Annotated in this window: 23 protein-coding genes; 14 read left to right on the top strand and 9 right to left on the bottom strand. The window is 66.3% G+C overall.

Annotated features, from left to right (window positions below; translation table 11 throughout):
* The first annotated feature begins 5 nt into the window (after window positions 1-5).
* Window positions 6-1,250, top strand: coding sequence for a TraB/GumN family protein (locus U5782_RS39515; protein WP_322049296.1), 1,245 nt, complete (start codon window positions 6-8; stop codon window positions 1,248-1,250).
* Here U5782_RS39515 and U5782_RS39510 read toward each other — a convergent pair.
* Window positions 1,231-3,216, bottom strand: coding sequence for a tetratricopeptide repeat protein (locus U5782_RS39510; RefSeq protein WP_322049292.1), 1,986 nt, complete (start codon window positions 3,214-3,216; stop codon window positions 1,231-1,233). The genes U5782_RS39515 and U5782_RS39510 overlap by 20 nt on opposite strands.
* Window positions 3,217-3,466: 250 nt before the next feature.
* Between U5782_RS39510 and U5782_RS39505 the strand changes: the two genes are divergently transcribed.
* Window positions 3,467-4,297 (top strand): glycosyltransferase family 2 protein, encoded by an 831-nt coding sequence (locus U5782_RS39505; RefSeq protein WP_322049291.1) that lies wholly within the window; start codon window positions 3,467-3,469, stop codon window positions 4,295-4,297.
* A 5-nt stretch (window positions 4,298-4,302) separates the two neighbouring features.
* Here U5782_RS39505 and pxpA read toward each other — a convergent pair whose 3' ends face one another.
* From pxpA to U5782_RS39485, 4 genes are all read right to left on the bottom strand, one after another.
* Window positions 4,303-5,058, bottom strand: coding sequence for a 5-oxoprolinase subunit PxpA (pxpA, locus tag U5782_RS39500; protein ID WP_322049290.1), 756 nt, complete (start codon window positions 5,056-5,058; stop codon window positions 4,303-4,305).
* Between the two features lie 155 nt (window positions 5,059-5,213).
* Complete coding sequence (locus tag U5782_RS39495; protein ID WP_322049289.1) at window positions 5,214-6,269, bottom strand: biotin-dependent carboxyltransferase family protein; 1,056 nt, start codon at window positions 6,267-6,269, stop codon at window positions 5,214-5,216.
* Window positions 6,266-6,958, bottom strand: a complete 693-nt coding sequence (gene pxpB, locus U5782_RS39490; protein ID WP_322049295.1) for a 5-oxoprolinase subunit PxpB — start codon at window positions 6,956-6,958, stop codon at window positions 6,266-6,268. The genes U5782_RS39495 and pxpB overlap by 4 nt, the downstream gene beginning before the upstream one ends.
* A gap of 214 nt (window positions 6,959-7,172) precedes the next feature.
* Complete coding sequence (locus U5782_RS39485) at window positions 7,173-7,811, bottom strand: 5-formyltetrahydrofolate cyclo-ligase (RefSeq protein ID WP_415914493.1); 639 nt, start codon at window positions 7,809-7,811, stop codon at window positions 7,173-7,175.
* A 20-nt stretch (window positions 7,812-7,831) separates the two neighbouring features.
* Between U5782_RS39485 and U5782_RS39480 the strand changes: the two genes are divergently transcribed.
* The 4 genes from U5782_RS39480 to U5782_RS39465 all read left to right on the top strand — a co-directional run bounded on the left by U5782_RS39480 (window position 7,832) and on the right by U5782_RS39465 (window position 12,894).
* A complete protein-coding gene (locus U5782_RS39480) occupies window positions 7,832-9,805 on the top strand; it encodes a lytic transglycosylase domain-containing protein (RefSeq protein WP_322049288.1) in 1,974 nt (657 codons plus the stop codon).
* Window positions 9,806-9,912: 107 nt separating this feature from the next.
* Window positions 9,913-10,869 carry a complex I NDUFA9 subunit family protein gene (locus U5782_RS39475; RefSeq protein WP_322049287.1) on the top strand — a complete coding sequence of 319 codons (957 nt, stop codon included), beginning with the start codon at window positions 9,913-9,915 and terminating at the stop codon, window positions 10,867-10,869.
* Between the two features lie 112 nt (window positions 10,870-10,981).
* Complete coding sequence (locus tag U5782_RS39470) at window positions 10,982-11,638, top strand: glutathione S-transferase family protein (RefSeq protein ID WP_322049286.1); 657 nt, start codon at window positions 10,982-10,984, stop codon at window positions 11,636-11,638.
* On the top strand, window positions 11,635-12,894 hold the full coding sequence (locus tag U5782_RS39465; RefSeq protein ID WP_322049285.1) for a multifunctional CCA addition/repair protein: 1,260 nt from the start codon (window positions 11,635-11,637) through the stop codon (window positions 12,892-12,894). Before U5782_RS39470 ends, U5782_RS39465 begins: the two co-directional genes overlap by 4 nt.
* Window positions 12,895-12,967: 73 nt before the next feature.
* Here the strand turns inward: U5782_RS39465 and U5782_RS39460 are convergent, their stop codons facing one another.
* The gene (locus U5782_RS39460; protein ID WP_322049284.1) at window positions 12,968-13,162 is read right to left on the bottom strand and encodes a DUF2905 domain-containing protein; all 195 of its coding nucleotides are present in this window, start codon (window positions 13,160-13,162) and stop codon (window positions 12,968-12,970) included.
* Between the two features lie 15 nt (window positions 13,163-13,177).
* A complete protein-coding gene (locus U5782_RS39455) occupies window positions 13,178-14,425 on the bottom strand; it encodes a class I SAM-dependent methyltransferase (protein ID WP_415914492.1) in 1,248 nt (415 codons plus the stop codon).
* On the opposite strand from U5782_RS39455, the gene U5782_RS39450 reads away from it, so the two are divergent.
* The 5 genes from U5782_RS39450 (at window position 14,406) to glmS (ending at window position 20,483) form a co-directional block, all read left to right on the top strand.
* On the top strand, window positions 14,406-15,284 hold the full coding sequence (locus U5782_RS39450) for an SDR family oxidoreductase (protein WP_322049282.1): 879 nt from the start codon (window positions 14,406-14,408) through the stop codon (window positions 15,282-15,284). The genes U5782_RS39455 and U5782_RS39450 overlap by 20 nt on opposite strands.
* A 353-nt stretch (window positions 15,285-15,637) precedes the next feature.
* Entirely contained in the window at window positions 15,638-16,033 is a 396-nt protein-coding gene (locus U5782_RS39445; RefSeq protein ID WP_322049281.1) for a dihydroneopterin aldolase, read from the top strand.
* Between the two features lie 3 nt (window positions 16,034-16,036).
* The gene (gene ttcA / locus U5782_RS39440) at window positions 16,037-17,035 is read left to right on the top strand and encodes a tRNA 2-thiocytidine(32) synthetase TtcA (RefSeq protein ID WP_322049280.1); all 999 of its coding nucleotides are present in this window, start codon (window positions 16,037-16,039) and stop codon (window positions 17,033-17,035) included.
* Between the two features lie 180 nt (window positions 17,036-17,215).
* On the top strand, window positions 17,216-18,577 hold the full coding sequence (gene glmU / locus U5782_RS39435; protein ID WP_322049279.1) for a bifunctional UDP-N-acetylglucosamine diphosphorylase/glucosamine-1-phosphate N-acetyltransferase GlmU: 1,362 nt from the start codon (window positions 17,216-17,218) through the stop codon (window positions 18,575-18,577).
* 76 nt (window positions 18,578-18,653) lie between these two features.
* Window positions 18,654-20,483, top strand: coding sequence for a glutamine--fructose-6-phosphate transaminase (isomerizing) (glmS, locus tag U5782_RS39430; protein WP_322049278.1), 1,830 nt, complete (start codon window positions 18,654-18,656; stop codon window positions 20,481-20,483).
* Between the two features lie 223 nt (window positions 20,484-20,706).
* On the opposite strand, the gene U5782_RS39425 is transcribed toward glmS, so the two are convergent.
* Window positions 20,707-21,012: a hypothetical protein gene (locus tag U5782_RS39425; RefSeq protein ID WP_322049277.1), complete on the bottom strand. Its 306-nt coding sequence runs from the start codon at window positions 21,010-21,012 to the stop codon at window positions 20,707-20,709.
* A gap of 272 nt (window positions 21,013-21,284) precedes the next feature.
* Between U5782_RS39425 and U5782_RS39420 the strand changes: the two genes are divergently transcribed.
* Both U5782_RS39420 and U5782_RS39415 read left to right on the top strand, forming a co-directional pair.
* Window positions 21,285-21,974: an SIR2 family NAD-dependent protein deacylase gene (locus U5782_RS39420; RefSeq protein WP_322049276.1), complete on the top strand. Its 690-nt coding sequence runs from the start codon at window positions 21,285-21,287 to the stop codon at window positions 21,972-21,974.
* A 74-nt stretch (window positions 21,975-22,048) separates the two neighbouring features.
* A complete protein-coding gene (locus tag U5782_RS39415; RefSeq protein ID WP_322049275.1) occupies window positions 22,049-22,561 on the top strand; it encodes a CinA family protein in 513 nt (170 codons plus the stop codon).
* Window positions 22,562-22,951: 390 nt separating this feature from the next.
* Here U5782_RS39415 and U5782_RS39410 read toward each other — a convergent pair whose 3' ends face one another.
* Window positions 22,952-23,905, bottom strand: coding sequence for a DMT family transporter (locus U5782_RS39410; RefSeq protein ID WP_322049274.1), 954 nt, complete (start codon window positions 23,903-23,905; stop codon window positions 22,952-22,954).
* A gap of 308 nt (window positions 23,906-24,213) precedes the next feature.
* Here U5782_RS39410 and U5782_RS39405 point away from each other — a divergent pair, with 308 nt between their 5' ends.
* Window positions 24,214-24,435, top strand: a complete 222-nt coding sequence (locus tag U5782_RS39405; protein WP_322049273.1) for a hypothetical protein — start codon at window positions 24,214-24,216, stop codon at window positions 24,433-24,435.
* The last annotated feature ends 67 nt before the right edge of the window (window positions 24,436-24,502 follow it).

Below are 24,502 nucleotides of genomic sequence, written 5' to 3'. Positions count from 1 at the left end.
CCAGGATGCTTGAAGCGACGGCGGCGCGTCGTTTTGCGCGCCGCCAACGTAAAGGCGGCCGTCGCGCCGCTTTGAAGATACGTGCGTGGGTCCAGCGTTGGGGGCGAACGGCGCGCGCCGCGATGGGCGCGGCGCTCGCGCTCGCCGTGGCGCTTGGGCCTTCGCTCGACCGGCCGCTGCGTTTGGCCGGCGCGCCGGGTGGTCTGTTCAGTGGTCACGCCGGCGCTGCTGCCGCCCGCGCGTTCATGCCCCGCGCGTTCGGCGCGGGCGCGGCCGCCAACACGCCCGGCGTACGCCCACCCGTGCCGACTTCGCGTCTGCCCTCCGGCGGCAGCCTGCCAGGTTTCCATTCGCCGCCCGCCGTGCCGAGCTACGCATCCGGCACGACCGCCGGTGGCCCGGTGCGTACGCAACCGGCCCGCATGCCGTTCTATGTCGCTACGCGCGGCACCACCACGATCTATCTGCTCGGCACGCTGCACGTGGGCGACCCCGTCGACTACCCGCCGAACCAGCCGTTCCGGCAGCCGATTCTCGCGGCGCTCAATGCGTCGCCGACGCTCGCGCTCGAACTCTCGCCCGACGATCTGCTCGTCTCGCAGGACGATGTGTCGAAATACGGCGTATGCAGGCGACCCTGTCTCGAACAGATGCTGCCCGAGCCGCTCTGGGCGAAGCTCGCGGCGCGTCTGCGCGGCAATCCCGAGGCGCTGGCCGAAATCCGCAAGATGAAACCGTGGCTCGCCTCGCTGCTGGTGGAAACCTACGACTCGCTGAGCGCGGGTTTGCAGACCGAGTACGGCACCGAAGCGCAATTGCAGAACGTCTTTCTGCGTTTGAAAGGGCGGCGCATCGTCGGTCTGGAAACGCTGGGCGAACAGATGCGCGCCTTCACGAACCTCAACCTCGCGCAGCAGCGCGAGATGCTGGCGCAAGACCTTGGGCAGACGCCCGCGCAGAATCTCGCCGATGTGCAGACGCTTCTGCGTCTCTGGCGTGTGGGCGACGCCGATGCGATCGCCGCCTGGGAAAACGCGCGCACCGAAAAGCTCTCGCACGACCCGCGTGTGGCGGCCTCGGTGGACAACCGCATCGTCTATGAGCGCAACCGGCGCTTCGTCGCGCGCATGCAGCAGTACACCGCGCCGAACAAGCCGCTCTTCGTAGCGATCGGCTCGCTCCATCTGGGCGGCCGCAAGGGCGTGCTGCAACTGCTGCGTCAGCGCGGGTTTACGGTCGATCCGGGTTGACCGGCGCGGCGTCTCGCGCCGCCTTGCGCTCGCGCGGGGCTTTCTCCGCCTGATCCGTCTTTGCCGCAGGCTTGCGCGTGCTCACGCGCTTCGGCTTCTGGGCGAGCGCCTCGTGCAATGCTTCGATCGCCGCGTCCCAGTCGCCCACGGCCTGCTGACGAAAGAGCCGCGCCGTGGGATACCACGGCGAGTCTGCGCGCTTCTCCAACCAGCGCCATTCGCCATTCGCAGGCACGAGGATCCAGACCGGTTTGCCGAGCGCCCCCGCCAGATGCGCAACCGAGGTATCCACAGCGATCACGAGATCCAGGTTCATGATGAGCGCGGCCGTGTCGCCGAAGTCGCGCAGATCGTCGCTGAAATCGTGGATGACCGTTTCGCTTTCCAGCGCCGCAAGCTGGGCGCGCGCGGCGTCGCCTTTCTGCAAGGAAAACCAGCTGAGCTTGTCGAGCGCGAAGAGCGGCTTGAGCGCCGTGAGCGCGATCGAGCGGTTGCGGTCGTTGTAGAAGCCCGGATTGCCCGCCCAGACCAGACCGATCTTGCGATGGCCCGCTATCTTGCCTGCCGTGCGCGCGACGTCGGCTTGCATGGCCGCCTGCACGCGTAGCTGCCACGCCGCGATCTCGACCTCGCGCGCGAACAGATAGGGCACCGTGGCCGGGATCGTGTCGAGCTCGGTGCCGCAGACGGCTGGCGCGCTCATCACGTAGATCCAGTAGTCGTAGTCGCCCGCGGGCTTGCCGGTCCAGGCGCGGTGCACGCCCGGCACCGATTGCGCGAGCACCTGCAAGGGCTGCGTGATGCAAACGTCGACACGCGCGCCACGCGCGGCGATCTCCGTGGCGTAGCGCACGAACTGGATCTGGTCGCCAAAACCCTGCTCATGCACGAGCAGCACGCGCTTGCCGTCGAGCGGTTCGCCCTGCCACTGCGCAATGCCTTCGATATCGAACGGCGCGTAGTCGCAGGCTCGCCAGCGCCGCGCGTACTCGGCCCAGCCTTCGCGATACTCGCCGCGCTTGAGCTTGAGCCAGACGAGGTTCTGGCGCGCGTCGGCGTGCTCGGGATCGTGTTGCAGCGCCTGCTCGTAGTACGGCGCTTCCTCGTCGTTGCGGCCCTGGGCGCCGAGCGACGCGCCGAGGCACACGAGGTTCGTCGCGTTCGGCTCCAGTGCCACGGCCTGCCGATAGCAGCTTTCGGCCTCGCGGTAGTCGCCGGTTTGACCTAGCGCCGTGCCCAGATTCACCCACGCGGCCGCATAGCCGGGCGCGAATTCGACGGCCTGACGGTAATGCGCGATGGCGGTGGTGTCGTCGCCGAGTGCGCGCAAGGCGTTGGCGAGATTGAAGTGCAGGGCGGCGTCGTTGGCGGCCTGGGCGAGCGCCTCGCGATAGCACGCCACGGCTTCTTCGTAGCGGCCTAGCCGGGCGAGCACACTGCCGAGGTTAAGGCGCGCGTCGGCGAACGCCGGGTTCAGCCCGAGCGCCGCACGGCAGTGACGCACCGCGCCCGCGAGGTCGCCCAGATCGCACAGCGTGAGCGCGAGATTGTTATGCGCATCGGCGAAACCGGGATTCAGGCGCAGCGCCTCGCGCAGGTTCTCCGCGGCTTCGCCATGCAGCCCCAGCGCCCGCGCGGCGAGGCTGCGATTGCTCCAGCAGCCAGCGTCGCCGGGTGCGTGCTGAAGCGCGCGGTCCATCAAGCCGAGCGCGCCGCGATGGTCGCCTTGCTGATGGCGCGCGACGCCGAGGTAGTGCAGCGCATCGGGCTGTGCGGGATCGTGTTCGATCAGTACGCGATAGAGGGCCTGTGCTTCGTCGAGACGGCCGGCACTGTGCGCTGCGAGCGCATCGGCCAGGCTGACGGCTGGCGTGGCTTCGGCCACCGCGGCTTGCGATGCATCGGTGGGCGCTACGGTCGACGTGGTATCGGCGAACGGCCCGGAGCCGGGAACATGGGAAGTCATGGGGATCGTGCGGCTAGCGGGTGCCGCACGCGCCGGGCAGGCTGCGCGGGCCGCTGACCGGATTGTCAAAGGAATCTAACAAGATAGGGTTCCGGCCCCGCAACGAGGATCAGAAAAATCCGAAAATGCGGGGCAGGCTGATGCAGCCATAGGGAGCCGTCGCGCACGGCTTCGCCTTTAGTTGGAATCCGATATCGGTTCGCGAGCGCCGCTTCTACGATGGGATTTTTCTCTGCTCCCTTGCCGCATCATGCCGAAATCACCGATCGCCAGGACCGACGCGCTTGCCGTCAGCGCCCCTGTCGTCAGCGCCCCTGTCGTCAGCATCATCACGCCTACCTGGGAACGCGAGGCCATGCTGCCGTTCGCCTACCGCTCGTTCGCCCATCAGGACGTGGGCGCGCGCGAGTGGATCGTGATCGACGACAGCGCGGTGCCGAGCGCGTTCATGGCAAGCCTCGACGACCCGCGCGTGCGTTACCGGCACGTCACGCGGCGCATGAGCATCGGCGAGAAGCGCAATCTCGCGGCGGATCTCGCGCGCGCCGACGTCATCGCCCACTTCGACGACGACGAGTTCTATGCGCCGGGCTATCTGCGCATGATGCTCGGCCAGTTGAGCGCGCGCGAGGCGGAGATGGTCAAGCTCAGCGCCTTCTTTCTGTATAGCCGCGTCTACGGCAAGTTCGCCTGGTGGGACACGCTGCGCAAGAGCGGGCTGCACTTCCGCTGGAGCCCACAACCGATGACCTCGCTCAGCTTTCCAGCCGAGCACAAGGCTTTCGCCGACAACCACCTGGGCTACGGCTTTAGCTATGTCTATACGAAGCGCCTCTGGGCGGCGGGGCCGTTCGAGCCGTCCTCGTTCAACGAGGACGGCGTCTTCGCGCTCGCGGCGCTGGCGCGCGGCGCGAACCTGACGCTGGTCGCCGACGACATCGGTCTGTGCGTGCATGTGCTGCATGCGTACAACACGTCGGCGAGCTTTCCGCAGTACATCCTGCCCGACGCGCTAATCGCGCGGCATTTCCCGCAGTTCGCCGAGGCGATGCGGGACATGCCGGAGATCGTGCACGCCTGACGCGCTCAGGCCTCGCTCGCGCCTGCCGCGCGCACGCCGATACCCGCTTCGTCGAGCGCTTCACGGATGCGCCGCGCGAACGCCAGCGCATGCGGGCCGTCGCCATGCAGACAGATGGTCTGGGCGTTGAGCGGCACCCACACGCCATCGACGGCCTGTACGCGCTGCTCGCGGATCATCGCGAGCGTGCGCGCGAGCACGGTGTCTTCGTCGTCGAGCAGGGCGCCCGGCTCGCTGCGCGGCACCAGCGAGCCGTCGGCGCGATAGCCGCGGTCGGCGAACACTTCCTCGATGGCGACGAGCCCCGCCTCGCGGGCGGCGGCCACGAGCCCGCTGCCCGCGAGCGCGAACACCGTCACCGAGGGATCGAAGTCGTGCACGGCGGAGACGATCGCGTCGGCGATCTTCGCGTCGCGCGCGGCCTGGTTGTAGAGCGCGCCGTGCGGCTTCACGTGTGCGATGCGTCCGCCCTCGGCCTGCGCGATCGCCGACAGCGCGCCCAGCTGATAGAGCACGCCCGCGTAGATCTCCTCGGCGGGCAGGTCCATCTCCTTGCGGCCGAAGTTTTCGGGGTCGTTGAAGCTCGGATGCGCGCCGATCGACACGCCTTTGCTGACGGCCCAGCGCACGCATTCGCGCATCGCGTTGGCACCGCCCGCGTGCCAGCCGCAGGCGATATTGGCCGAGCTCACGAGTTCGAGTAGCGCCTCGTCGGAGCCGCAGCCTTCGCCGAGATCGGCGTTCAGATCGATGGTGGTCATGATGGTTCTCTCTCCGTATTGCCTGACGCCCGCCTGACCGCACGGTCCTGGGCGGTCGGGGGCGCTTGATGCCTGTTCTGTTGTGCTGCCTTCCATGGCGGTGCGGCGGCTGCCGCTTCCTCACCGCTCTATTAACGGCCGCGGCCGTCGACTCGTTAGCGAACCTTCGCGCGGCGTTCGTCCTGCATCGCGATCGCGGTGTCGATCTGGCGCAGGTACGCGCGCTCTTCCTGGAGCGCGCGGCGCGCGGCGGCCGGTGTCGTCTCGACGAAACGCACGCCGGCAGTCAGCCGCGCCTGCGCGAGCTTCCAGAGATCGGCCCGGATCACGGCGCCGATCTTCGGATAGCCGCCCGTCGTCTGCGCGTCGCTCATCAATACGATGGGCTGGCCGTTGGGCGGCACCTGGATCGTGCCGGGCAGCACCGCGTGCGACAGCAACTCGGGGCTGCGTTCGGCTGGGCCCCGCACGAGCGGCGTGCCTTCGAGCCGATAGCCCATGCGGTTGCTGTTGGGCGTGACCTGCCACTCGTCGGACCAGAGGGCGCGCTGCGCGTCGGGCGTGAAACTGTCGTACTCCGGGCCGCGCAACACGCGCACGGGCGCGGCCCAGAGCACGCCGTCCGGATGGCGGCCGCGCCGGTGATGCGGTTCGTCCACATAGACGAAGCCGCATTGCGAGGGCGCCTTCACGCCAAACGCGGGCGCGCCGGGCGCGAGCGATGGCCGCTCGCCGCCCGGGGCGAACGAGGCGCCGGTGGCGAGCCGGTCGCCGTCCTTGAGCACGCGTCCCGCCAGACCGCCGAAACCGGCCGCGAGATCGGTGCTGCGCGAGCCGAGCATCGGCAAGACGTCGATGCCGCCCGCCACGCTCACATAGGCGCGCATGCCGCGCTTCGCGCCCGCGAGCACGAGTTCGTCGCCCGCCGCGACCGGCAGGCTCCACCACGACCACACCGGCTTGCCGCGAAGCGTCGCGCCGAAGTCGGTGCCGGTGATCGCCACGCGGGTCGCGCGCGCGAAGCGCAGCGCCACCGGGCCGAAGGTGATTTCGAGTCCGGCCGCGTCGGGCCGGTTGCCGACCAGCCGGTTGCCCACTTCGAGCGCGAGCGTGTCGAGCGCGCCGCCGGTGGCGACGCCCAGATGCCGGTAGCCGGGCCGGCCGAGATCCTGAACCGTGGTGAGCAGGCCTGCGCGAAGTACCTCGATCATGCGTGGCGCTCCTCGCTGACGGTCTCGTCGAGGCTTTCGACGACAAAGCGCACGCGGTCCCCCGGCAGCAGCAGGGTGGGCGGATTGCGTGCCGGATCGAACAGGCTGAGCGAGGTGCGGCCGATCAGTTGCCAGCCGCCGGGCGCCCGGGCGGGATAGATGCCCGTCTGCGCGCCGCCGATGCCGACCGAACCGGCGGGCACGGCCATGCGCGGTTCGCGCCGGCGCGGCGTGTGCAGGGCGGCGTCGAGGCCGCCGAGATAGGCGAAGCCCGGCTGGAAGCCGAGGAAGAACACCGTATAGACGCCCGCGGCGTGGCGCGCGACGACATCGGCGGGAGCGAGTCCCGTGTGCCGCGCGACCTCCGCCAGATCGGGCCCCGCTGTGCCGCCGTAGTGGACGGGAATGTCGACTTCGCGGCCTTCGGCGGCGTCCGGCAAGGACGCGTCGGCGTCGTGCCAGGCGGCTTCGAGCGCGCTCGTGAGCGCGGCGGTATCGGCTGTCAGCACGTCGAATGTGATCGTCAGGTTATTCATGCCGGGCACGACTTCGCGCACGGCGTCCCAATGGCGCGCGAGCGCGGCCACCGCCCAGATGCGGCGCTGCACGTCGAGCGTGGCCGGCGCGGGCGTTTCGCAGACGATGGCCTCGTCGCCGAACAGATAAATACGGGGAACAGGATTGCGCATGATGTTCGGAATCTGCTGCGGGCTGGTGGCATCGGCGCGACGCGACAGGCCGGGCCGGCAGCCAGATGGGGTCAAGTTACGTTCTCGACAAATTATCGACAATTTTCGCCCAGACGTTCGTGGCGGGCGCAGACGGGGGACGTTGATGCCTGCGCGAATCGCGACGCTCATGGAAGGCGCGCCCTTAGGGCATGGGGCGCGCTCAACGAGATCGCTAGCCGAGCCCTCGCCCGGTGAGTTGAGCGGCTTGCGGCACACCCGTGAGATGCGCACCGGCTTCGGTGACCACGGCGTCGAGCGGCAGGTCGTGCGCTTCGCGCTCGGGCACGCCATCGTCGATACGGCAGGCCTCGTACGCAATGCCCACGGTGCGCGGCGGCGTGTCGCCGGGCCACGCGGCGAGCGTGCGGTCGTAATAGCCGCCGCCATAACCGAGCCGGTAACCCTCGCGATCGAAACCCACGCACGGCACCAGCAGCAGATCGGGCAACGCGACGTTTTGCGCGGCCGGTTCGGGGATGCCGTGATGGCCTTCGCGCATCGGCGCGCCCGGGGTCCAGAAATGGAATTGCAAGGGTGTGTGACGTTCTGCGATAACGGGTAAAGCGGCGTGTCGCGACGTATCGGCGGCGAGCCACGTGGCAATCCATTCACGCGCATCGAACTCGCCCGGCAAGGGCCAGTAAAAGCCGATTGAAAGCGGCGCGAGCCGCGTGACGAGCGCATCGAGATGAGCCGTCAGCGCGGCATTGATCGGCGCGCTAGAGGAGGCCGCCAGACGGGGCTCGCGCAGCCTTGAACGCCACGCCTTTTTGCCTTCCGCCAAAGGGTTGCGTGCTATCCTTGGGTTCACCTCGCGCTCCAGAAATAACGATGTCAAAACGCCTTGTCCGAGTATATCGCGTGGTCGGTCTAGCACTGACCGCCGCGGCACTCGTCGCGTGCAGCACGGCCGATGCCGTGCGGCCCGTCGCACTGCCTGTGGGTGCCACGCCCACGCCCGACGACCAGACTTTCATCCAGCTTCGCGAAGCCGCGCGCAATAACGATCCGGCGCGCGCCGCGCAACTCGCTGCGATGATTCCGGATTACCCGGCGCCGTCGTATCTCGAATATTTCCAGCTCAAGCCGCAACTGTTCGATTCGCAGGGTCACGCACGTGTGGACGCGCCCGACGCGCCCGTGCTGTCGTTCCTGCAACGTCACGACGGCGAGGCCATCGCCGACCGTCTGCGCAACGACTATCTGCTCGTGCTGGGTGCGCGTCACGACTGGGCGAATTTCGACCGGCAGTATCCGCGCTTCGTCCTCAACGACGACACGCAGGTGAAGTGCTACGCGCTGGAGTCGCGCGCGGCGCGCGGCGAGAACGTCGCCGACGATGCGCGCGCGCTGCTCGTCGAGCCGCGTTATTACGGCGACGGCTGCGTCGACCTGATCACGGCGCTCGCCATCAAGAACCAGTTCACGAGCAACGACGTCTGGCAGCAGATTCGTCTCGCTTATGAACAGAACCAGACCTCGACCGGCGCGAAGCTGCTCGACGGGCTCGCTCAGCGTCCCGATCCCACGGCGTTCAGCCAGGCGGTCAGCACGCCGCCGCTCACGCTCGCGCGTGGCGTTGGCGCGGACGATCAATCGCATCAGCTCGCGCTGCTCGCCGTCACGGTGATGGCGCGCAACGATCCGGCCATGACGGCTGCCACCTATGCGGCGGTCGCGTCTTCACTTACCTCGTCGGAGCGCGCGATCGGCTGGGGCACGATCGGCTATCAGGCGGCCATGAAGCGCATGCCGGGCGCGCTCGACTGGTATCGCCTTTCGGCCAATGCGCCGCTGTCGAATCCGGCTTACGAATGGCGCACGCGCGCGGCGCTGCTCGGCGGCGACTGGACGATGGTGCGCTGGTCGACCGAGCAGATGCCCGCGGCGCTGCGCGCGCAGCCCACGTGGGTCTACTGGCACGCGCGCGCGCTCAAGCAGGCGGGCGAAACGGGGCAGGCGAACCAGGAGTTCTCGTCGATCGCGCAGGGCTATAACTTCTATGGCCAGCTGGCCACCGAAGAACTCGGCCAGAAGATCACGATTCCGCCGAAGACCTCGGTGAGCGACGCCGAAATCACCCAGGCTGGGCAGACGCCGGGCTTCGCGCTCGCGCAGCGTTTCTTCGCGCTCAATCTGCGCCTCGAAGGCAATCGCGAGTGGAACTGGCCGTTGCGCGGCATGAGCGACCGTCAGCTGCTGGCCTCGGCCGAGTACGCGAAGCGCATCCAGTTGCTCGACCGCACCGTCAACACGGCCGACCGCACGGTGAGCGAACACGACTTCTCGCTGCGCTACATCGCGCCGTTCCGCGACGTGGTGGAGCGCGACGCGCAGACCAACGGCCTCGACGTCGAATGGGCCTATGGTCTGATTCGCCAGGAATCGCGTTTCATCCTCAATGCGAAGTCGGGCGTGGGCGCGAGCGGCCTCATGCAGATCATGCCGGCCACGGCCCAGATGGTGGCGAAGAAGATTGGTCTCGGCCCGCTGTCGCGCGATCAGCTCAACGATCTGGACACCAACATCCTGCTCGGAACGAACTATTTGTCGATGATCTACAATCAGTTCGATGGTTCGGCCGTGCTCGCCACGGCGGGTTACAACGCCGGGCCGGGCCGCCCGCGCGCGTGGCGCTCCACCTTGCAGCGCGGCGTCGAAGGCGCCGTCTTCGCGGAAACCATTCCGTTCCAGGAAACCCGCGACTACGTCAAAAACGTGTTGTCGAACACGGTCTACTACGCGGCACTGTTCGAAGGCCGTCCGCAGTCGCTCAAGGCGCGTCTCGGCTACATCACGCCGTAAGCCGCAGTCAGCGCCAAGGCGGCGCGCTCCGTGAAACTCGCGGAGCGCATCGCCCGAGCCGACGGACCTCCTTGCACGGCGCCGTCCTGTGCACGAGGAGGTCGGAGATGAGACATCAAGCCATCGCGGTCATCGGCGGTTCGGGATTCATCGGCAGCCATCTCGTCAACGCGCTCGTGGAGGCCGGCAAGGATGTCCGCGTCGCCACCCGGCGGCGCGCCTCGGCCAGCCACCTCACCCTGCTTCCCATCGACGTGATCGAAACCGACGTGACCGACCCGGTCGCGCTCGCCAGTTTCGTGGAAGGCACCGACGCCGTCATCAACCTGATCGGCACGCTGCACGGCGGCCACGGCGACCCGTATGGCGCGGGCTTCGCGAAACTGCACGTCGAACTCCCCACCAAAATCGTCGCCGCCTGCGAAGGCAAGGGCGTGCATCGCCTCATCCATCTGAGTTCGCTGTGCGCCGACCCGCGCGGGCCGAGCATGTATCTGCGCTCGAAGGGCGATGGCGAAAAAGCCGTGCATGCGGCCACAGCGCTCGCCACCACGATCCTGCGACCCTCTGTGGTGTTCGGCCCGGAAGACAACTTTCTCAACCGCTTCGCCGTGCTGCAAAAGCTTTTTCCGATGATTCCGCTGGGCATGCCGGATGCGAAGTTCCAGCCCGTGTATGTGGGCGACGTGTCGAAGGCGATCGTCAATGTGCTCGATCTCGACGCCGCAAGCGGGCACACTTACGAACTCGGTGGCCCGACGGTCTATACGCTCGAACAGCTGGTGCAGTATTGCGGCGATGTCGTGGGCCGGCACGCGCGCATCGTGCGACTGCCCAATGTGTTCGCGCGTTTGCAGGCCTTTTCGTTCGAGCTGGCGCCCGGTGAGCCGGTGCTCACGCGCGACAATCTCGATTCGATGAAAGTCGACAGCGTGCTGACCGGGCCGCTCGCGCCGGAGCTGGGTGTCGAGCCCGCGAGCATCGAGACGATCGCACCGCTCTATCTCGCCGACGCCTCGCTGCGCTCGCGTCTGAACATCTTCCGCGCGAGTGCAGGGCGTTAGGCTTCAGACTGGCGTCGCTGCCACAGCGGACCAGAAGGCGGGCGCATGCCCACCTTCATGGCCAGCCGTGCCTTTGCATTCAATACCAACCCTCAACGATCCAACGCTCATCATGAAGCTCGTCATTGGAGACAAGAATTATTCGTCGTGGTCGATGCGCCCCTGGGTGCTGCTGAAGCATTTCGGCATCCCCTTCGAGGAAGTGCTGATCGAACTCGATCAAGCGGGCACGAAGGACGCGATCCTGGCGTTTTCGGCCTCGGGCAAGGTGCCGTGCCTCGTCAGCGACGACGGCGCGGCGGTGTGGGATTCGCTCGCCATCGCCGAGACGCTGGCCGAGCGCTTCCCGCAACATGCCATGTGGCCGCGCGACGCCAATGCGCGTGCGCAGGCGCGCAGCGTGAGCGCCGAAATGCACTCGGGCTTCGCCGAGCTGCGCACGCGCATGCCGATGGCGATCCGCACCTCGAAGCCGGGCGCGGGCGCGACTCCCGGCGCGCTCGCCGACATCGCGCGCATCGACGCGCTGTGGAACGCCTGCCTCGACGTCAGCGGCGGCCCGTTCCTGTTCGGCGAGTTCAGCATTGCCGATGCGATGTACGCGCCGGTCGTGATGCGTTTCAACAGCTATGCGCCGCCGCTTTCGCCGAAGGCCGCCGCGTACGCCGCGCGCGTGACGGCGCTGCCTGCCGTGGCCGCGTGGATCGAGGATGCGCGCAAGGAAAAGACGCGCATCGGCCACGACGAAATCGACGATTCCGCAGCATGAAGATCTATGTCGTAGGCGGCGCGATCCGCGACGAGATGCTCGGCCTGCCGGTGCGCGACCGCGATTACGTGGTCGTCGGCGCGACGCCCGAGCAGATGGCCGCGCAGGGTTATCGTCCGGTGGGCAAGGACTTCCCGGTCTTTCTGCATCCGCAGACCCAGGAGGAGTACGCGCTCGCGCGCACCGAACGCAAGACCGCCGCGGGCTATCACGGCTTCCAGTTTTTCTATGCACCCGATGTGACGCTAGAAGAGGATCTCGCGCGCCGCGACCTGACCATCAATGCGATGGCGCGCGAGGTGCAGCCCGGCGGCGTGTTGACCGGCCCGGTGGTCGATCCGTTTGGCGGTGCGAACGATTTGCAGGCGCGCGTGTTCCGTCACGTGAGCGATGCGTTTCTCGAAGATCCGGTGCGTATCATGCGCGTGGCGCGCTTCGCCGCGCGTTTCGCCGATTTCACCATCGCGCCGGAAACGATGGCGCTCATGCGCTCGATGGTGGCCTCGGGCGAAGTCGATGCGCTGGTGCCTGAGCGCGTCTGGCAGGAGGTCTCGCGCGGGCTCATGGAAGCGAAGCCTTCGCGCATGTTCGAGGTGCTGCGCGAGTGCGGCGCGCTCGCGCGCGTGATGCCCGAAGTCGATAGCCTGTTCGGCGTGCCGCAGCGTGCCGATTACCATCCGGAAGTCGATACCGGCATCCACGTGATGATGGTGATCGACCATGCGGCGGCGCAGGGCTACACGCTGCCGGTGCGCTTCGCGGCCCTCACCCACGACCTGGGCAAGGCGACCACGCCCGAGGACATACTGCCGCGCCACATCGGCCATGAAGGGCGCAGCGTCGATCTGCTCAAGCCGCTATGCGACCGGCTGCGCGTGCCCAACGAGTGCCGCGATCTCGCGCTGCTGGTCGCGCGCGAGCATGGCAACGTGCATCGCGTGATGGACATGGGCGCAGCGGCGCTCGTGCGCATGCTCGAGCGCAGCGACGCGCTGCGCAAGCCCGCGCGTTTCGCCGAAGCGCTGCAGGCCTGCGAAGCCGATCTGCGCGGACGCCTGAACTGGGAGAACGCCCCCTATCCGCAAGCCGAGCGGCTACGCATCGCGTTGACGGCGGCACGCGCAGTGGACGCGGGCGCGATCGCACGCTCGGTGACCGAGGCGAGCGTCGATAAGAACGTCGCGGAGAAGATCAAGGAAGCGGTGCACCGCGCGCGGGTGGAAACGGTGGAGGCGGCGCTGACTGCCGCGAATTAAACGCGCTTTGTCGCGATGTAAAAACGGCGCATGCGAGCGATCGCATGCGCCGTTTGATCTTTGTGTGCTGGATTCAGAGCGCGCGCACGAGCAATGAGAGCGCCATCGACAGCACGAGCGTCGACATGAACGGCAGCGGATACTCGCGGCCGAAGAGACGCAGCGTGACGTCGCCCGGCAACCGGCCGATGCCGAGCTTGCGCAACCACGGCTGCGCCCCCGACAGGATCGCCACGGCGATAAAGGTGGTCAGGAACCAGCGGATCATGGTCGCGCGTCCCGGTTAGAGCGTGTGGCTGCGGTCGCCGCGCGCAAAAGCGGCGATGGTCGAATCGATACCGCGCGAGAACGCGATTACCTTGAAGAGTTCGCCCATCTCCGCTTCGGAGACGAGCTTCTGCACCGCGTTCGCCGCGGGCATGAAGCGCGCGACGTCGCGCGGATCGATTTCGCCGAGCACCTCGGTGATGCCGGCGTTCATCAGAAAGCGCGCCTGCGAGGTGTAGCCGAGCAAGTCCGCGCCGCTCTCGACGCCCGCCTGGGCGATGCCCGTGAATTCGACGTGCGCCGTGATGTCCTGCAAGCCCGGATAGAGGAACGGATCGCCATGCGCGCGATGGCGGTAGTGGCACATCAGCGTGCCCTGCGCGCGTTGCGGGTGGTAGTACTCGCTTTCCGGAAAACCGTAGTCGATGAAGAACGCCGCGCCGCGTGCGAGCATCGCGCAGACCGTGCGCGTGAAGGCGAGCGCCGCTTCGTGCGTTTCCGTCACGTAGTCGTCGCTGCCCTCGATGGTGGCCAGCAGGCTGCCAGGCGTGCTTTGCGCCCAGTCCGCGTCGCGCCCGCTCATCGCGGGACGATCCGCGAACGTGAACGCGCCCTCGGCATTCACGGCCACGCCGCGCTCGTGCCACACGGCGTCCTTGCGCGCAAACAGACGCACCGGCATGGCGTCGAGCACTTCGTTGCCGATCACCACGCCTTCGAAGCGCTCGGGGAGCACGTCGAGCCACTGCACGCGTGAGAGCAGATGGGGCGCCCGCTGGGCGATCGTGTCGCGTTGGCGAGCGCGCAACTCGCCTGACAGATCGACGATCGCATACGAATCGAACGGCACGCCCAGCGCTTCGAGCGCGAGCATCACGCCTGCCGCGAGCCGCCCGGTGCCCGCGCCGAACTCCATCAGCGCCTGCGTGCCGCTGGCTGCAAGCGCTTCGCCCACGGCGCGCGCGAGCGTGGCAGCGAAAAGCGGCGACATCTCGGGCGCGGTCACGAAGTCGCTGCCGTCGTCGGACAGCAGGCCGAACTTGCGCGAACCGCCGCTGTAGTAGCCAAGGCCCGGCGCGTAGAGCGCACGCTCCATATAGCGGTCGAACGGCAGCCAGCCGCCCGCTGCGGCGATCTCCGCACGCAGGGTTGCGGCGAGCGCCTCGGACTGCGCGAGCGCGATCGGCTCGGGAACAGGTAAACTAGCGGGTTCGTGAGCTTTCGGATTCATCCCGGCATTGTAAATGAGCGTATCTTCCGGCATCGGCGCACCTGATCGCGAGACCACGCAGGCGGGTGATTGTGTATCTGACCCTGTCAGGCAGTCGGCCCGCGTGGTGCTGGTGACGGGCGGCGCGCGCCGTATCGGCCGGGCGTTGTCGCTGGGATTCGCGGCGCGCGGCTGGGACGTGGCGGTGCATTACGGCGAATCGGCCGACGAGGCCGAAGAAGTGGTCGCTGAAATCCGCGCACTGGGTCGCCGGGCGATCGCGCTGCATGCCGATCTGGCAAACGAAGCGCAGGTGGCGCGCCTCGTGCCCGACTGCACGGCGGCGCTGGGCCTGCCCGCGTGCGTAGTGAACAATGCCTCGCGTTTCGAGGAAGACACGGCGCGCGACGTCGGCTATGCGCGGCTTGGCCACCTGATGGCGATCAACGTGGGTGCGCCGCTGGTGCTGGCGCGCACGCTCTGGGCGGCGACGCCCGAAGCCGCCGAAGACGACGAAACACTGCGCCCCTGCGTCATCAACGTGCTGGATCAGAAGCTGTACAACATGAATCCGGATTACCTGTCCTACACGCTGACCAAGGCCGCGCTGCAAAATGCGACCGTGGCATTGGCCCAGGCGCTCGCGCCGAAGCTACGCGTGGTGGGACTCGCGCCGGGCCTCACGCTGCAGTCGGGCGACCAGACGCCGGATGGCTTTGCCGCCGCGCACAAGGTCACGCCGCTCAAGCGCGCGTCGCGTCCCTCCGACCTCGTCGAAGCCGCGCTGTATCTCGCGCAGGCCGCGGGCGTGACGGGTACGACGCTCGTTGTCGATGGCGGCCAGCATCTGGTGCCGTTGCCGCGCGACGTGATGTTTTTGACGGATGGCGCGGGCCACGCAGCCAATCCTTGAGACGATCTTCGATCGTCCGTTGTGTTGACCGTGAGTGTTGGTGAGTGCTGACCCACCTCACCCAGAAACGCAACTAAATGAATTTACCGCTGCCCCTACCCGAGCGCACGTTACACGTGCGGCTGGGCCGGCAGGGGCGGGGCGGCCGGCCAGACCGGTCCTATGCATCACCGGGTAGGGCGATTCCACCGAAATCGCCGTGCCGGATGGATTGCGCCGGCCCGAACCCGCGCGAAGCGCGTGCGCAGCCCTGCGGCCCGTGCGCCTAGCAAGATCAACCGCAATACCCGCCGGGCGCCCGCGCCCGCGAGACGTGCCCCAATACACGCACGCTTTTATCGACTGGAACGAACATGTCCGCCGTACTCCTGCATCCCCGGCTCGCCGACTGCCGCCGGCTTTTCCTGCGCAACTACGAAGTGCACATCAACATCGGCGTGCATGACTTCGAAAAACGCGGCGAACAGCGCGTCGTGATCAACGTCGATCTGTACGTGCCGCTCGCTTCGACCACGCCGCGCGAGGACAAGCTGCGCGAAGTCGTCGACTACGACTATATGCGCGCGACCGTCGCGGCCCGCATCGGGCAGGGTCACATCCATTTGCAGGAAACGCTGGTCGACGATCTCGCCAACGCGCTGCTTTCGCACGAACTGGTGCGCGCCGTGCGCGTGTCGACCGAAAAGCCCGATGTCTACGCGGACTGTGACGCGGTGGGCGTCGAAGTCTTTCGCATCAAGGAGGACTGAGCCATGAACGCACCCGAAACGTTGCCGGTGGATCAGGATCAAGCCAGCGCCCAGCAAGCGCCTGAAGCGAACCAGGACGCTGGCCGCCCCGCGCTCACGCGCCGCGAGCAGAAAGACGCCTACGAGAACAACAAGCTGTTCAAGCGCATCGTGCGTCAGGTCGGCCAGGCGATCGGCGACTACAACATGATCGAGGACGGCGACAAGGTGATGGTGTGCCTGTCCGGCGGCAAGGACAGCTACGCGATGCTCGACATCCTGATGCGTCTGCGCGAACGCGCGCCGATCGATTTCGAGATCGTCGCCGTGAATCTCGACCAGAAGCAGCCGGGCTTCCCGGAGCACATTCTGCCCGCGTATCTCGACAAGATCGGCGTGCCGTATCACATCGAGAACCAGGACACCTACAGCATCGTCAAGCGCCTCGTGCCCGAGGGCAAGACGACCTGCTCGCTGTGCTCGCGCCTGCGTCGCGGCATTCTGTATCGCGTGGCGGGGGAACTGGGCGCGACCAAGATCGCGCTCGGCCATCATCGCGACGACATCCTGCAAACACTGCTGCTGAACATGTTCTACGGCGGCAAGTTGAAGGGCATGCCGCCCAAGCTGCAGTCGGACGACGGCAAGAACATCGTGATCCGCCCGCTCGCCTACGTGAAGGAAACCGATCTGGAGAAGTACGCCGAGCTGCGCGAATTCCCGATCATTCCGTGCAACCTGTGCGGTAGCCAGCCAAACCTCAAGCGCGCGGAAATGAAAGCGTTGATCCGCGAATGGGACAAGCGTTTCCCTGGCCGCGTCGAGAACATGTTCAATGCGCTCGGCAAGGTCGTGCCTTCGCATCTGATGGATGCGTCGCTGTTCGACTTCAAGGGACTGCACACGACGGGCGAAGCCGATCCGAACGGCGACATCGCCTTCGACGAAGATCCGTGCTCGACCGAAACGTCCACGCCCGCCGAAGGCGCGACGATCCAGTTCCGTCCGTTCGACGAACTCTGATCGTCACAGCGGGTAAAAAGAATCGGACCCCAGGCGGCCTGTTTGGCCGCCTTTTTTACGTCTGAAAGAAGTGTGTAAAAGAGTGTTCTAATCGGCTGCGAGCGCCGACTGGCAGGCCGTTTTGGCGATAGCCCACATGCTAGAATCGATCGCTTCATTCTCTCTCAAGTCACCGATGCAATGAACATCGTGATCCTCGCGGCAGGCATGGGCAAACGCATGCACTCCGCGCTGCCGAAAGTGCTCCATCCCCTGGCGGGTCAGCCGCTTCTCTCGCACGTCATCCATACCGCACGCTCGCTCGCGCCTTCGCGTCTCGTGGTCGTGATCGGTCATGGCGGCGAGGCCGTGCGCGCAGCCGTGGCCGCGCCCGATGTGCAGTTCGCCGTGCAGGAGCAGCAGCTCGGCACCGGCCATGCGCTCGCGCAGGCGCTGCCGCTGCTCGACCCGAGCGTGCCCACGCTCGTGCTTTACGGCGACGTGCCGCTCACGCGGGCTTCCACGCTCAAGCGCCTGACTGACGCCGCGGGCGCAAACGCCTACGGCATCCTCACGGTGACGCTCGAGAACCCCACCGGTTACGGCCGCATCGTGCGCGGCGCGACCGGCTCGGTCGTGCGCATCGTCGAGCAGAAGGACGCAAGCGACGACGAACGCCTGATCGACGAGATCAACACCGGCATCGTCGTCACGCCCACCGCGCCGCTCGCGGGCTGGCTCGCGGCGCTCGGCAACGACAACGCCCAGGGCGAGTATTACCTCACCGATGTCGTGGAAGCGGCCATCGCCGCGGGCCATCCGGTCGTCACGGCGCAGCCCGACGCGGAATGGGAAACGCTCGGCGTGAACAGCAAGCAGCAGCTCGCGGAACTGGAGCGCGTCTATCAGCGCAACGCCGCTGAAGACCTGCTGGTCGCGGGCGTCACGCTCGCCGATCCGGCGCGCTTCGACCTGCGCGGCTCGATCAGCTGCGGGCGCGATGTGTTCATCGACGTGAACTGCGTGTTCGAGGGCAAGGTCACGATTGGCGACAACGTGCGCATCGGCCCGAACTGCGTGATCCGCGACGCCGAGATCGGCGCGGGCACGCGCGTGGACGCCTACACGCATATCGAGAGCGCGAAGGTGGGCGCGAACGCGGTGCTGGGTCCGTATGCGCGTCTGCGCCCGGGCGCGCAGCTCGCCGACGAAGTCCACGTGGGCAATTTCGTCGAAGTGAAGAACGCCAACATCGGTCTGGGTTCGAAAGCGAACCACCTGAGCTACGTGGGCGACGCCGATGTGGGCGCGGGCGTGAACATCGGCGCGGGCACCATCACCTGCAATTACGACGGTGCGAACAAGCACCGCACCGTGATCGAGGACCAGGTGTTCGTCGGCTCCGATACGCAACTGGTCGCGCCCGTGCGCGTGGGCCGTGGCGTGACGATCGCAGCGGGCACGACGGTCTGGAAGGACGTGGCCGAAGGCGCGCTCGTCCTCAACGAAAAGACCCAGATCGAGAAAACCGGCTACGTTCGGCCGGTGAAAAAGAAAAACTGAACGGCAGGACACTTCGGGCGGCGCGGGCAAACATCCCGGCTGCCGCCCCGCCTCTCATTGCAAAGGATCGAACTCCATGTGCGGCATCGTCGGCGCAGTAGCGCTTCGTAATATCGTCCCCGTTCTTATCGAAGGGCTGCGTCGGCTCGAATACCGCGGCTACGACTCGTGCGGCGTGGCCACCGTCACGGCGGCGGGCCCGCAGCGCGTGCGCAGCGTCTCGCGCGTGGCCGAACTCGACGAACAGGTGCGCGAGGCGCATTTCGAAGGCGTAACCGGCATCGCGCACACGCGCTGGGCCACGCACGGCGCGCCGACCGTCAACAACGCGCACCCGATCTTCTCGCGCGACGCACTGGCGATCGTGCACAACGGCATCATCGAGAACTACGAAGCGCTGCGCGAAATGCTGCGCGCGAAGGGCTACGAGTTCGTCTCGCAGACCGACACCGAAGTCATCGCGCACCTGATCCACAGCCTCTACAAGGGCGACCTGTTCGCCGCTGTGCGCGAGGCCGTGCTGCAACTGGCGGGCGCTTACGCGATTGGCGTGGTGCACAAGGACCAGCCGCATGTGGTGGTGGGCGCGCGCGCGGGCTCGCCCCTCGTGGTGGGCTATGGCGAAGGCGAGAACTTCATCGCTTCGGATGCGCTGGCCATCGCGGGCAGCGCGAACCGCGTGAGCTACCTGGAAGAGGGCGATGTCTGCGAGATCTCGCTCGACGGCGTGCGTATCGCTGACCGCGCGGGCAACATCGTGACGCGCGAATCGCGCGACGTGCAGGCCTACGGCGGCTATGGCGACGCGGTCGATCTCGGCCCGTATCGCCACTACATGCAGAAGGAAATCTTCGAGCAGCCGCGCGCGATCTCCGACACGATTCCGGCGCTCGACGAAGCGTTCGATCCGGTGCTGTTCGGCGAGAACGCCGGCGAAGTCTTCAAGGGCATCGACAGCATCCTGATCCTCGCGTGCGGCACGAGCTACTACGCGGGCCTCACGGCCAAGTACTGGCTGGAATCGGTGGCGAAGATCCGCACCGATGTGGAAATCGCCAGCGAGTATCGCTACCGCGAATCGGTGCCGAATCCGCGTTCGCTGGTCGTAACGATTTCGCAGTCGGGCGAAACGGCCGACACGCTCGCCGCGCTCAAGCATGCACAGTCGCTCGGTATGGAACATACGCTCGCCGTGTGCAACGTGGCGACGAGCGCGATGGTTCGCCTCACCGAACTCCACTTCCTCACGCACGCGGGCCGCGAAATCGGCGTGGCGTCGACCAAGGCGTTCACGACGCAGCTCGTGGGCCTGTTCATCCTGGCGGTGACGCTCGGCAAGCTGCGCGGTCATGTGAGCACGGAGCAGGAAGCCGAGTATCTGAAGCTGCTGCGTCACCTGCCGGCGGCGCTCAACGGCGTGCTGGCGCTGGAGCCGCAGATCATCGCGTGGTCGGAAGAGTTCGCGCGCAAGGAAAACGCGCTGTTCCTCGGCCGTGGGCTGCATTACCCGATCGCGCTCGAAGGCGCGCTCAAGCTCAAGGAAATCTCGTACATCCACGCGGAAGCGTACCCGGCAGGCGAGCTCAAGCACGGCCCGCTCGCGCTGGTGACGGAAGCGATGCCGGTGGTCACGGTCGCGCCTAACGATGCGCTGCTGGAAAAGCTCAAGTCGAACATGCAGGAAGTGCGTGCGCGCGGCGGCCAGCTTTATGTGTTCGCCGATGCCGATACGCACATCACGAGCGAAGAGGGCATCCACGTGATCCGCATGCCGGAGCACTACGGGCTGCTCTCGCCGATCCTGCACGTCGTGCCGCTGCAACTGCTCGCGTATCACACCGCGTGCGCGCTGGGCACCGATGTGGACAAGCCGCGCAATCTGGCGAAGTCGGTGACGGTTGAGTAACGCTGTTTGAAGATTGCGCAAAAGCGCGAAGGCGCCGGATGAAAATCCGGCGCCTTTTTGTTTGTCTGCGTGGCTCGCTGCTTTCGAAGGGCGTCAGGACGCGTTTACGAGCGCGCTGGGCCGCTTGATGGCGATCTTCATCGTCGTGCACCGGAAAGGCTGAGAGCCCGTCCAAGCGCCTCCAGATCTCGCCGTTGCAGCAAGCGGGCTCAGAGGCCGCCGATCAATCGTCGTCGTCGTGGTGATGATGCTTTTCCCAGCCACGATGACGGCCGTGATCGTGCCAGTGGCGATCGTCGTCATCGCCTTCGTCGCGGTAGCCGTAGGCATAACCGTCGGCGTAGCCATAGGCCGGTGCCGCGTAGGCTACCGGCGCCTCCTGATAGACCACGGGCGGCGGCGCGGCATAGACGGGCGCGGGCACGCCCAGCATGACGCTCAGGTCCGTATGAGCGGAGGCAACGCCTGCCGCCATGAAGCAGGCCAGGCCCGCAGCCGACAGTATCGAAAATTGCAGTGCACGTTTCATGTTGATCCCTCGTCTTTCTTGATGACGGGATCGTAGGGAGTGGAATCGTTCCAGAGTGATACGGCCCGCATGCGGCTGTAACCGGGTGTAAGCCGTGCTGTCGGGAGGCTTGCGTTTGGGAGCGCCTGCCGCAAGCCGGAGCGCGGCGTCATAATGGCGCCGATCGAATCACGCTCAGCAAGCACCTCAAGGCGGCATTTATGCAACTAACCGAACAACAGCGACCGTCCTCACCGCGACTCCCGCGCCTCTACGTTTTCTCAGGCGCAGGATTGTCTGCAGAAAGTGGCATCTCGACGTTCCGTACCGGCGATGGCGTCTGGACACACGCGAGCATCGACGAGGTCTGCAATTACCACACGTGGCGCCGCAACCGGCCCGCGGTGTTCCGCTTCTACAACCAGCGCATCGCGGAGTGTTCCGGAGCACGTCCAAACGACGCACACCGGCTGCTTGCTCACTGGCAGAACACGTGGGGGACGGAGCGTGTGCACCTGATTACGCAGAACATCGACGGGATGCTGGAGCAAGCGGGGGCGCGTCAGGTCACGCATCTGCACGGCGACATGATCTCGCTGCTGTGCACCGACTGCGATTACCGCTTTCCGACCAGCAGTGCCGGGATGGATGCCAATGCCGCTTGTCCTTCGTGCGGACAGGTGGAAAGCGTGAAGCCAGGCGTCGTTTTCTTCAACGAAGCGGCCCCCGAATACGAGACCCTTTGGCGGATCCAGCAGGCCATGAGCGATGACGATATTTTCATCGCTATCGGCACCTCGTTCGAGGTGATTCCGCCCGAGCGTCTGCTGCCGCCCGCGCGCTATGGCCGCCACGCGCGCAACGTACTGGTCGATCCCGCGCCGTGCCGCACGGAGTTCTTCGGCGTGGTCGAGCAGGAACCGGCGACAGTCGGCCTGCGCAAGCTCGAGCCCGCGATTGGGAAGATGATGGCGGGCGGCTGATAACGGCGTATTCGAAGCGCTCCCAGGGCGTGCAGGCTTGATCGCCGCACGCCCTTTTTTACGCCTTGTGCACCATGAATATTTCAAAACAGATCGTCGGCTATCTGAAGTCGCGTGGGCTCGTGCTCGCGAGCATCGAAACCTGCACAGCGGGCGCCATGACGGCTGCGCTCATCGATTTGCCGGGCGCGGCCGCCTGCCTTGATATCAGCGTCGTTGCACCCGTACCCCGCGCGTTGGCAGGCTGGCCAGGCGCGTCGAGCGTGATTCAAGCCGATGTGGGCGTTAGTGAGCCGATCGCCCGCGCATTGGTCGAAGGGCTCATCGCGCAACGCAGCGGGCACGCGAACGTGGCGCTTGCGAGCATTGGGTGGCTGACGTCGGCGGAGGAGAGCAGCGTGCCCGTCGCGCATTGTTTCGCGTGGGCTTATGAGAATAGGGGAGCGGTGGTATCCGCGAGCGAGACGGTGCTCTTTTCGGGGCGGCGCGCGGAGGTCCGCCGCTCGGTAGCACGACGCGCGTTGCTTGGCGTGCCTCGCTTCGTCGATTCGATTCTCGCGCGTGAGCGCGCTGACTCGTCAAAGTAGACCCGGCAGCGCGATAGGCGTGTGTTATTCAATCGGTTTACGAATATATATATGTAAACGTAATAGTAGTTAACAAGCGTGCACGTTAGCTGTGGATAACACGGTATTTCTCATTGACATCAAGCCGCTGCGATCAGGACAGCCATGCGGACAATTCCTGTATCCAGATTGGGCTTCGAGGATAACTTTCTTCTCTTCGGTGTCGAGCTTGCAGTTATCAAGAACTGATCCACAGATCGTTAGCAGGGTATTCCCCAGCTTATTCAGAGGGTGGCGTGGATAACTTCGCGAGACCGCGACAGGCACGCCTTCTCGCTATCGCATGGCAAAAAAAAGCGCCGCCCTCGGGCGGCGCGATTTCAAATTCGCTTCATCGGCCAGGCAGGAAAATCAGGCCGAGTCCGCGGTTTGTCTGGCGGCAAGCGCAGCTTCATCGACGCGGCTGCGCGAGGCCGGCAGCAACTGACAGGCGAGCAGGCCCGCGAGCATCAGCGCGCAGCCCACGAGCGCGCGCGCGGACAGCGTCTCGCCAAGCGCCGCCCAGCCCGCGATCGCGGCGAACACGCCTTCCATGCTGAAGATGACGGCGGCGTGCGCGGGCGCCGCATCGCGCTGCGCAACCACCTGGATCGTATAGCCGACGCCCACCGACAGCGCGCCGCCGTAGAGGATGGCGGGCGCGGCGCGCTCGATATCGGTCAGGCGCAGCGGTTCGAAGCCGATAGCGATGGCAAGGCATGCCACGCCACAGGCGATGAACTGCACGATCGAGAGTGCGAGCGGGTCATGGCGCGGCGCGTAGTGGCCGACGAGCATCACCTGGATCGAGATCACGAGCGCGCAGCCGAGCTGATACCAGTCGCCGTACATGATCGAAAAATGCTCGTTGATGCTCAGAAGATAGAGGCCCGCCGCAGCCAGCGCGGCGCCGATCCAGGTGCCCGGGCCGGTGCGGTGGCGCAGCAGCACGCCGAGTATCGGCACGATGACCACATAGAGCGAGCTGATGAAGCCCGCGTTGGCGATCTTCGTGTAGCGCAGGCCGACCTGCTGAAGCGAGATCGCCACGGACAGCACGAGACCGAGAATTACGCCGTCGCGAATCAGGGCGGTATCGAAGCCGCGCGAGTTGGCCGCTTGCGCGCCGCTGCGCGGTCCCCGTCGTGTCGCGAGCACGAACAGCGACACGATGGCCGCGCCCAGCAGAAAGCGCAGGCCGGTGAAGAGGAACGGGCCGATGGCGTCGAGGCTCAGGCGCTGGGCGACGAACGCGGAGCCCCAGATCATGGCGGCCAGCAGCATCAGCAGATTGGCGCGCAGGTGTTGGCGGGAAGTCGGTTTCAAGGCAAGGCTGAAGACGGTAATCGGGGTAATGCGGGATTGCGTGATCGGGCGACAGGTCGGGCGAAATCCGGCTAAAAGCCGTGATCTGCGGGACGAACAACCGTGCGAATTGCCGATCGTATCCGAATTGAAAGCCGCTTGTCTCCCGGAAAATACACCCGTCCATTTGCGGATGACAAAGCGCCTACGCTGCGTAATACTGCTTCGCGCGAAACGGCCGCCGAGATCGGCAAGCGGACCTTTCGCGACTTCTCGCGTATTCAATTCACAACGTGCCGGTCATATTTGTCAGGTTTGGGGAACAACAGATGAACAAGATTCTCGCCTCGCTTATCGCAGCATCCGTCGCTCTGATTTCGGTTCAGGCTCTGGCTCAGGACGCATCGGGCGCGGCCGCGACCGCACCGGCAGCCAGCGCACCGGCCAAGGCCAAGAAGTCGCACAAGAAGCTCAAGCACCACGGCAAGCGCGCGCCCGTTTCGGACGCCGCATCGGCAGCCGGCACGAACGACAAGGGCACGCAGAACTAAGCGTCCCGGCGTAGCTGCCCGCACGGGCAGGCGCAAAAGAAAAAGCCAGAGCGAAGTGATTCGCTCT

Source organism: Paraburkholderia sp. J67, from assembly GCF_905220265.1.
GTDB lineage: Bacteria > Pseudomonadota > Gammaproteobacteria > Burkholderiales > Burkholderiaceae > Paraburkholderia.
Note: the sequence above shows the minus strand (reverse complement) of the source record. Positions and strands in the feature narration are given on the sequence as shown.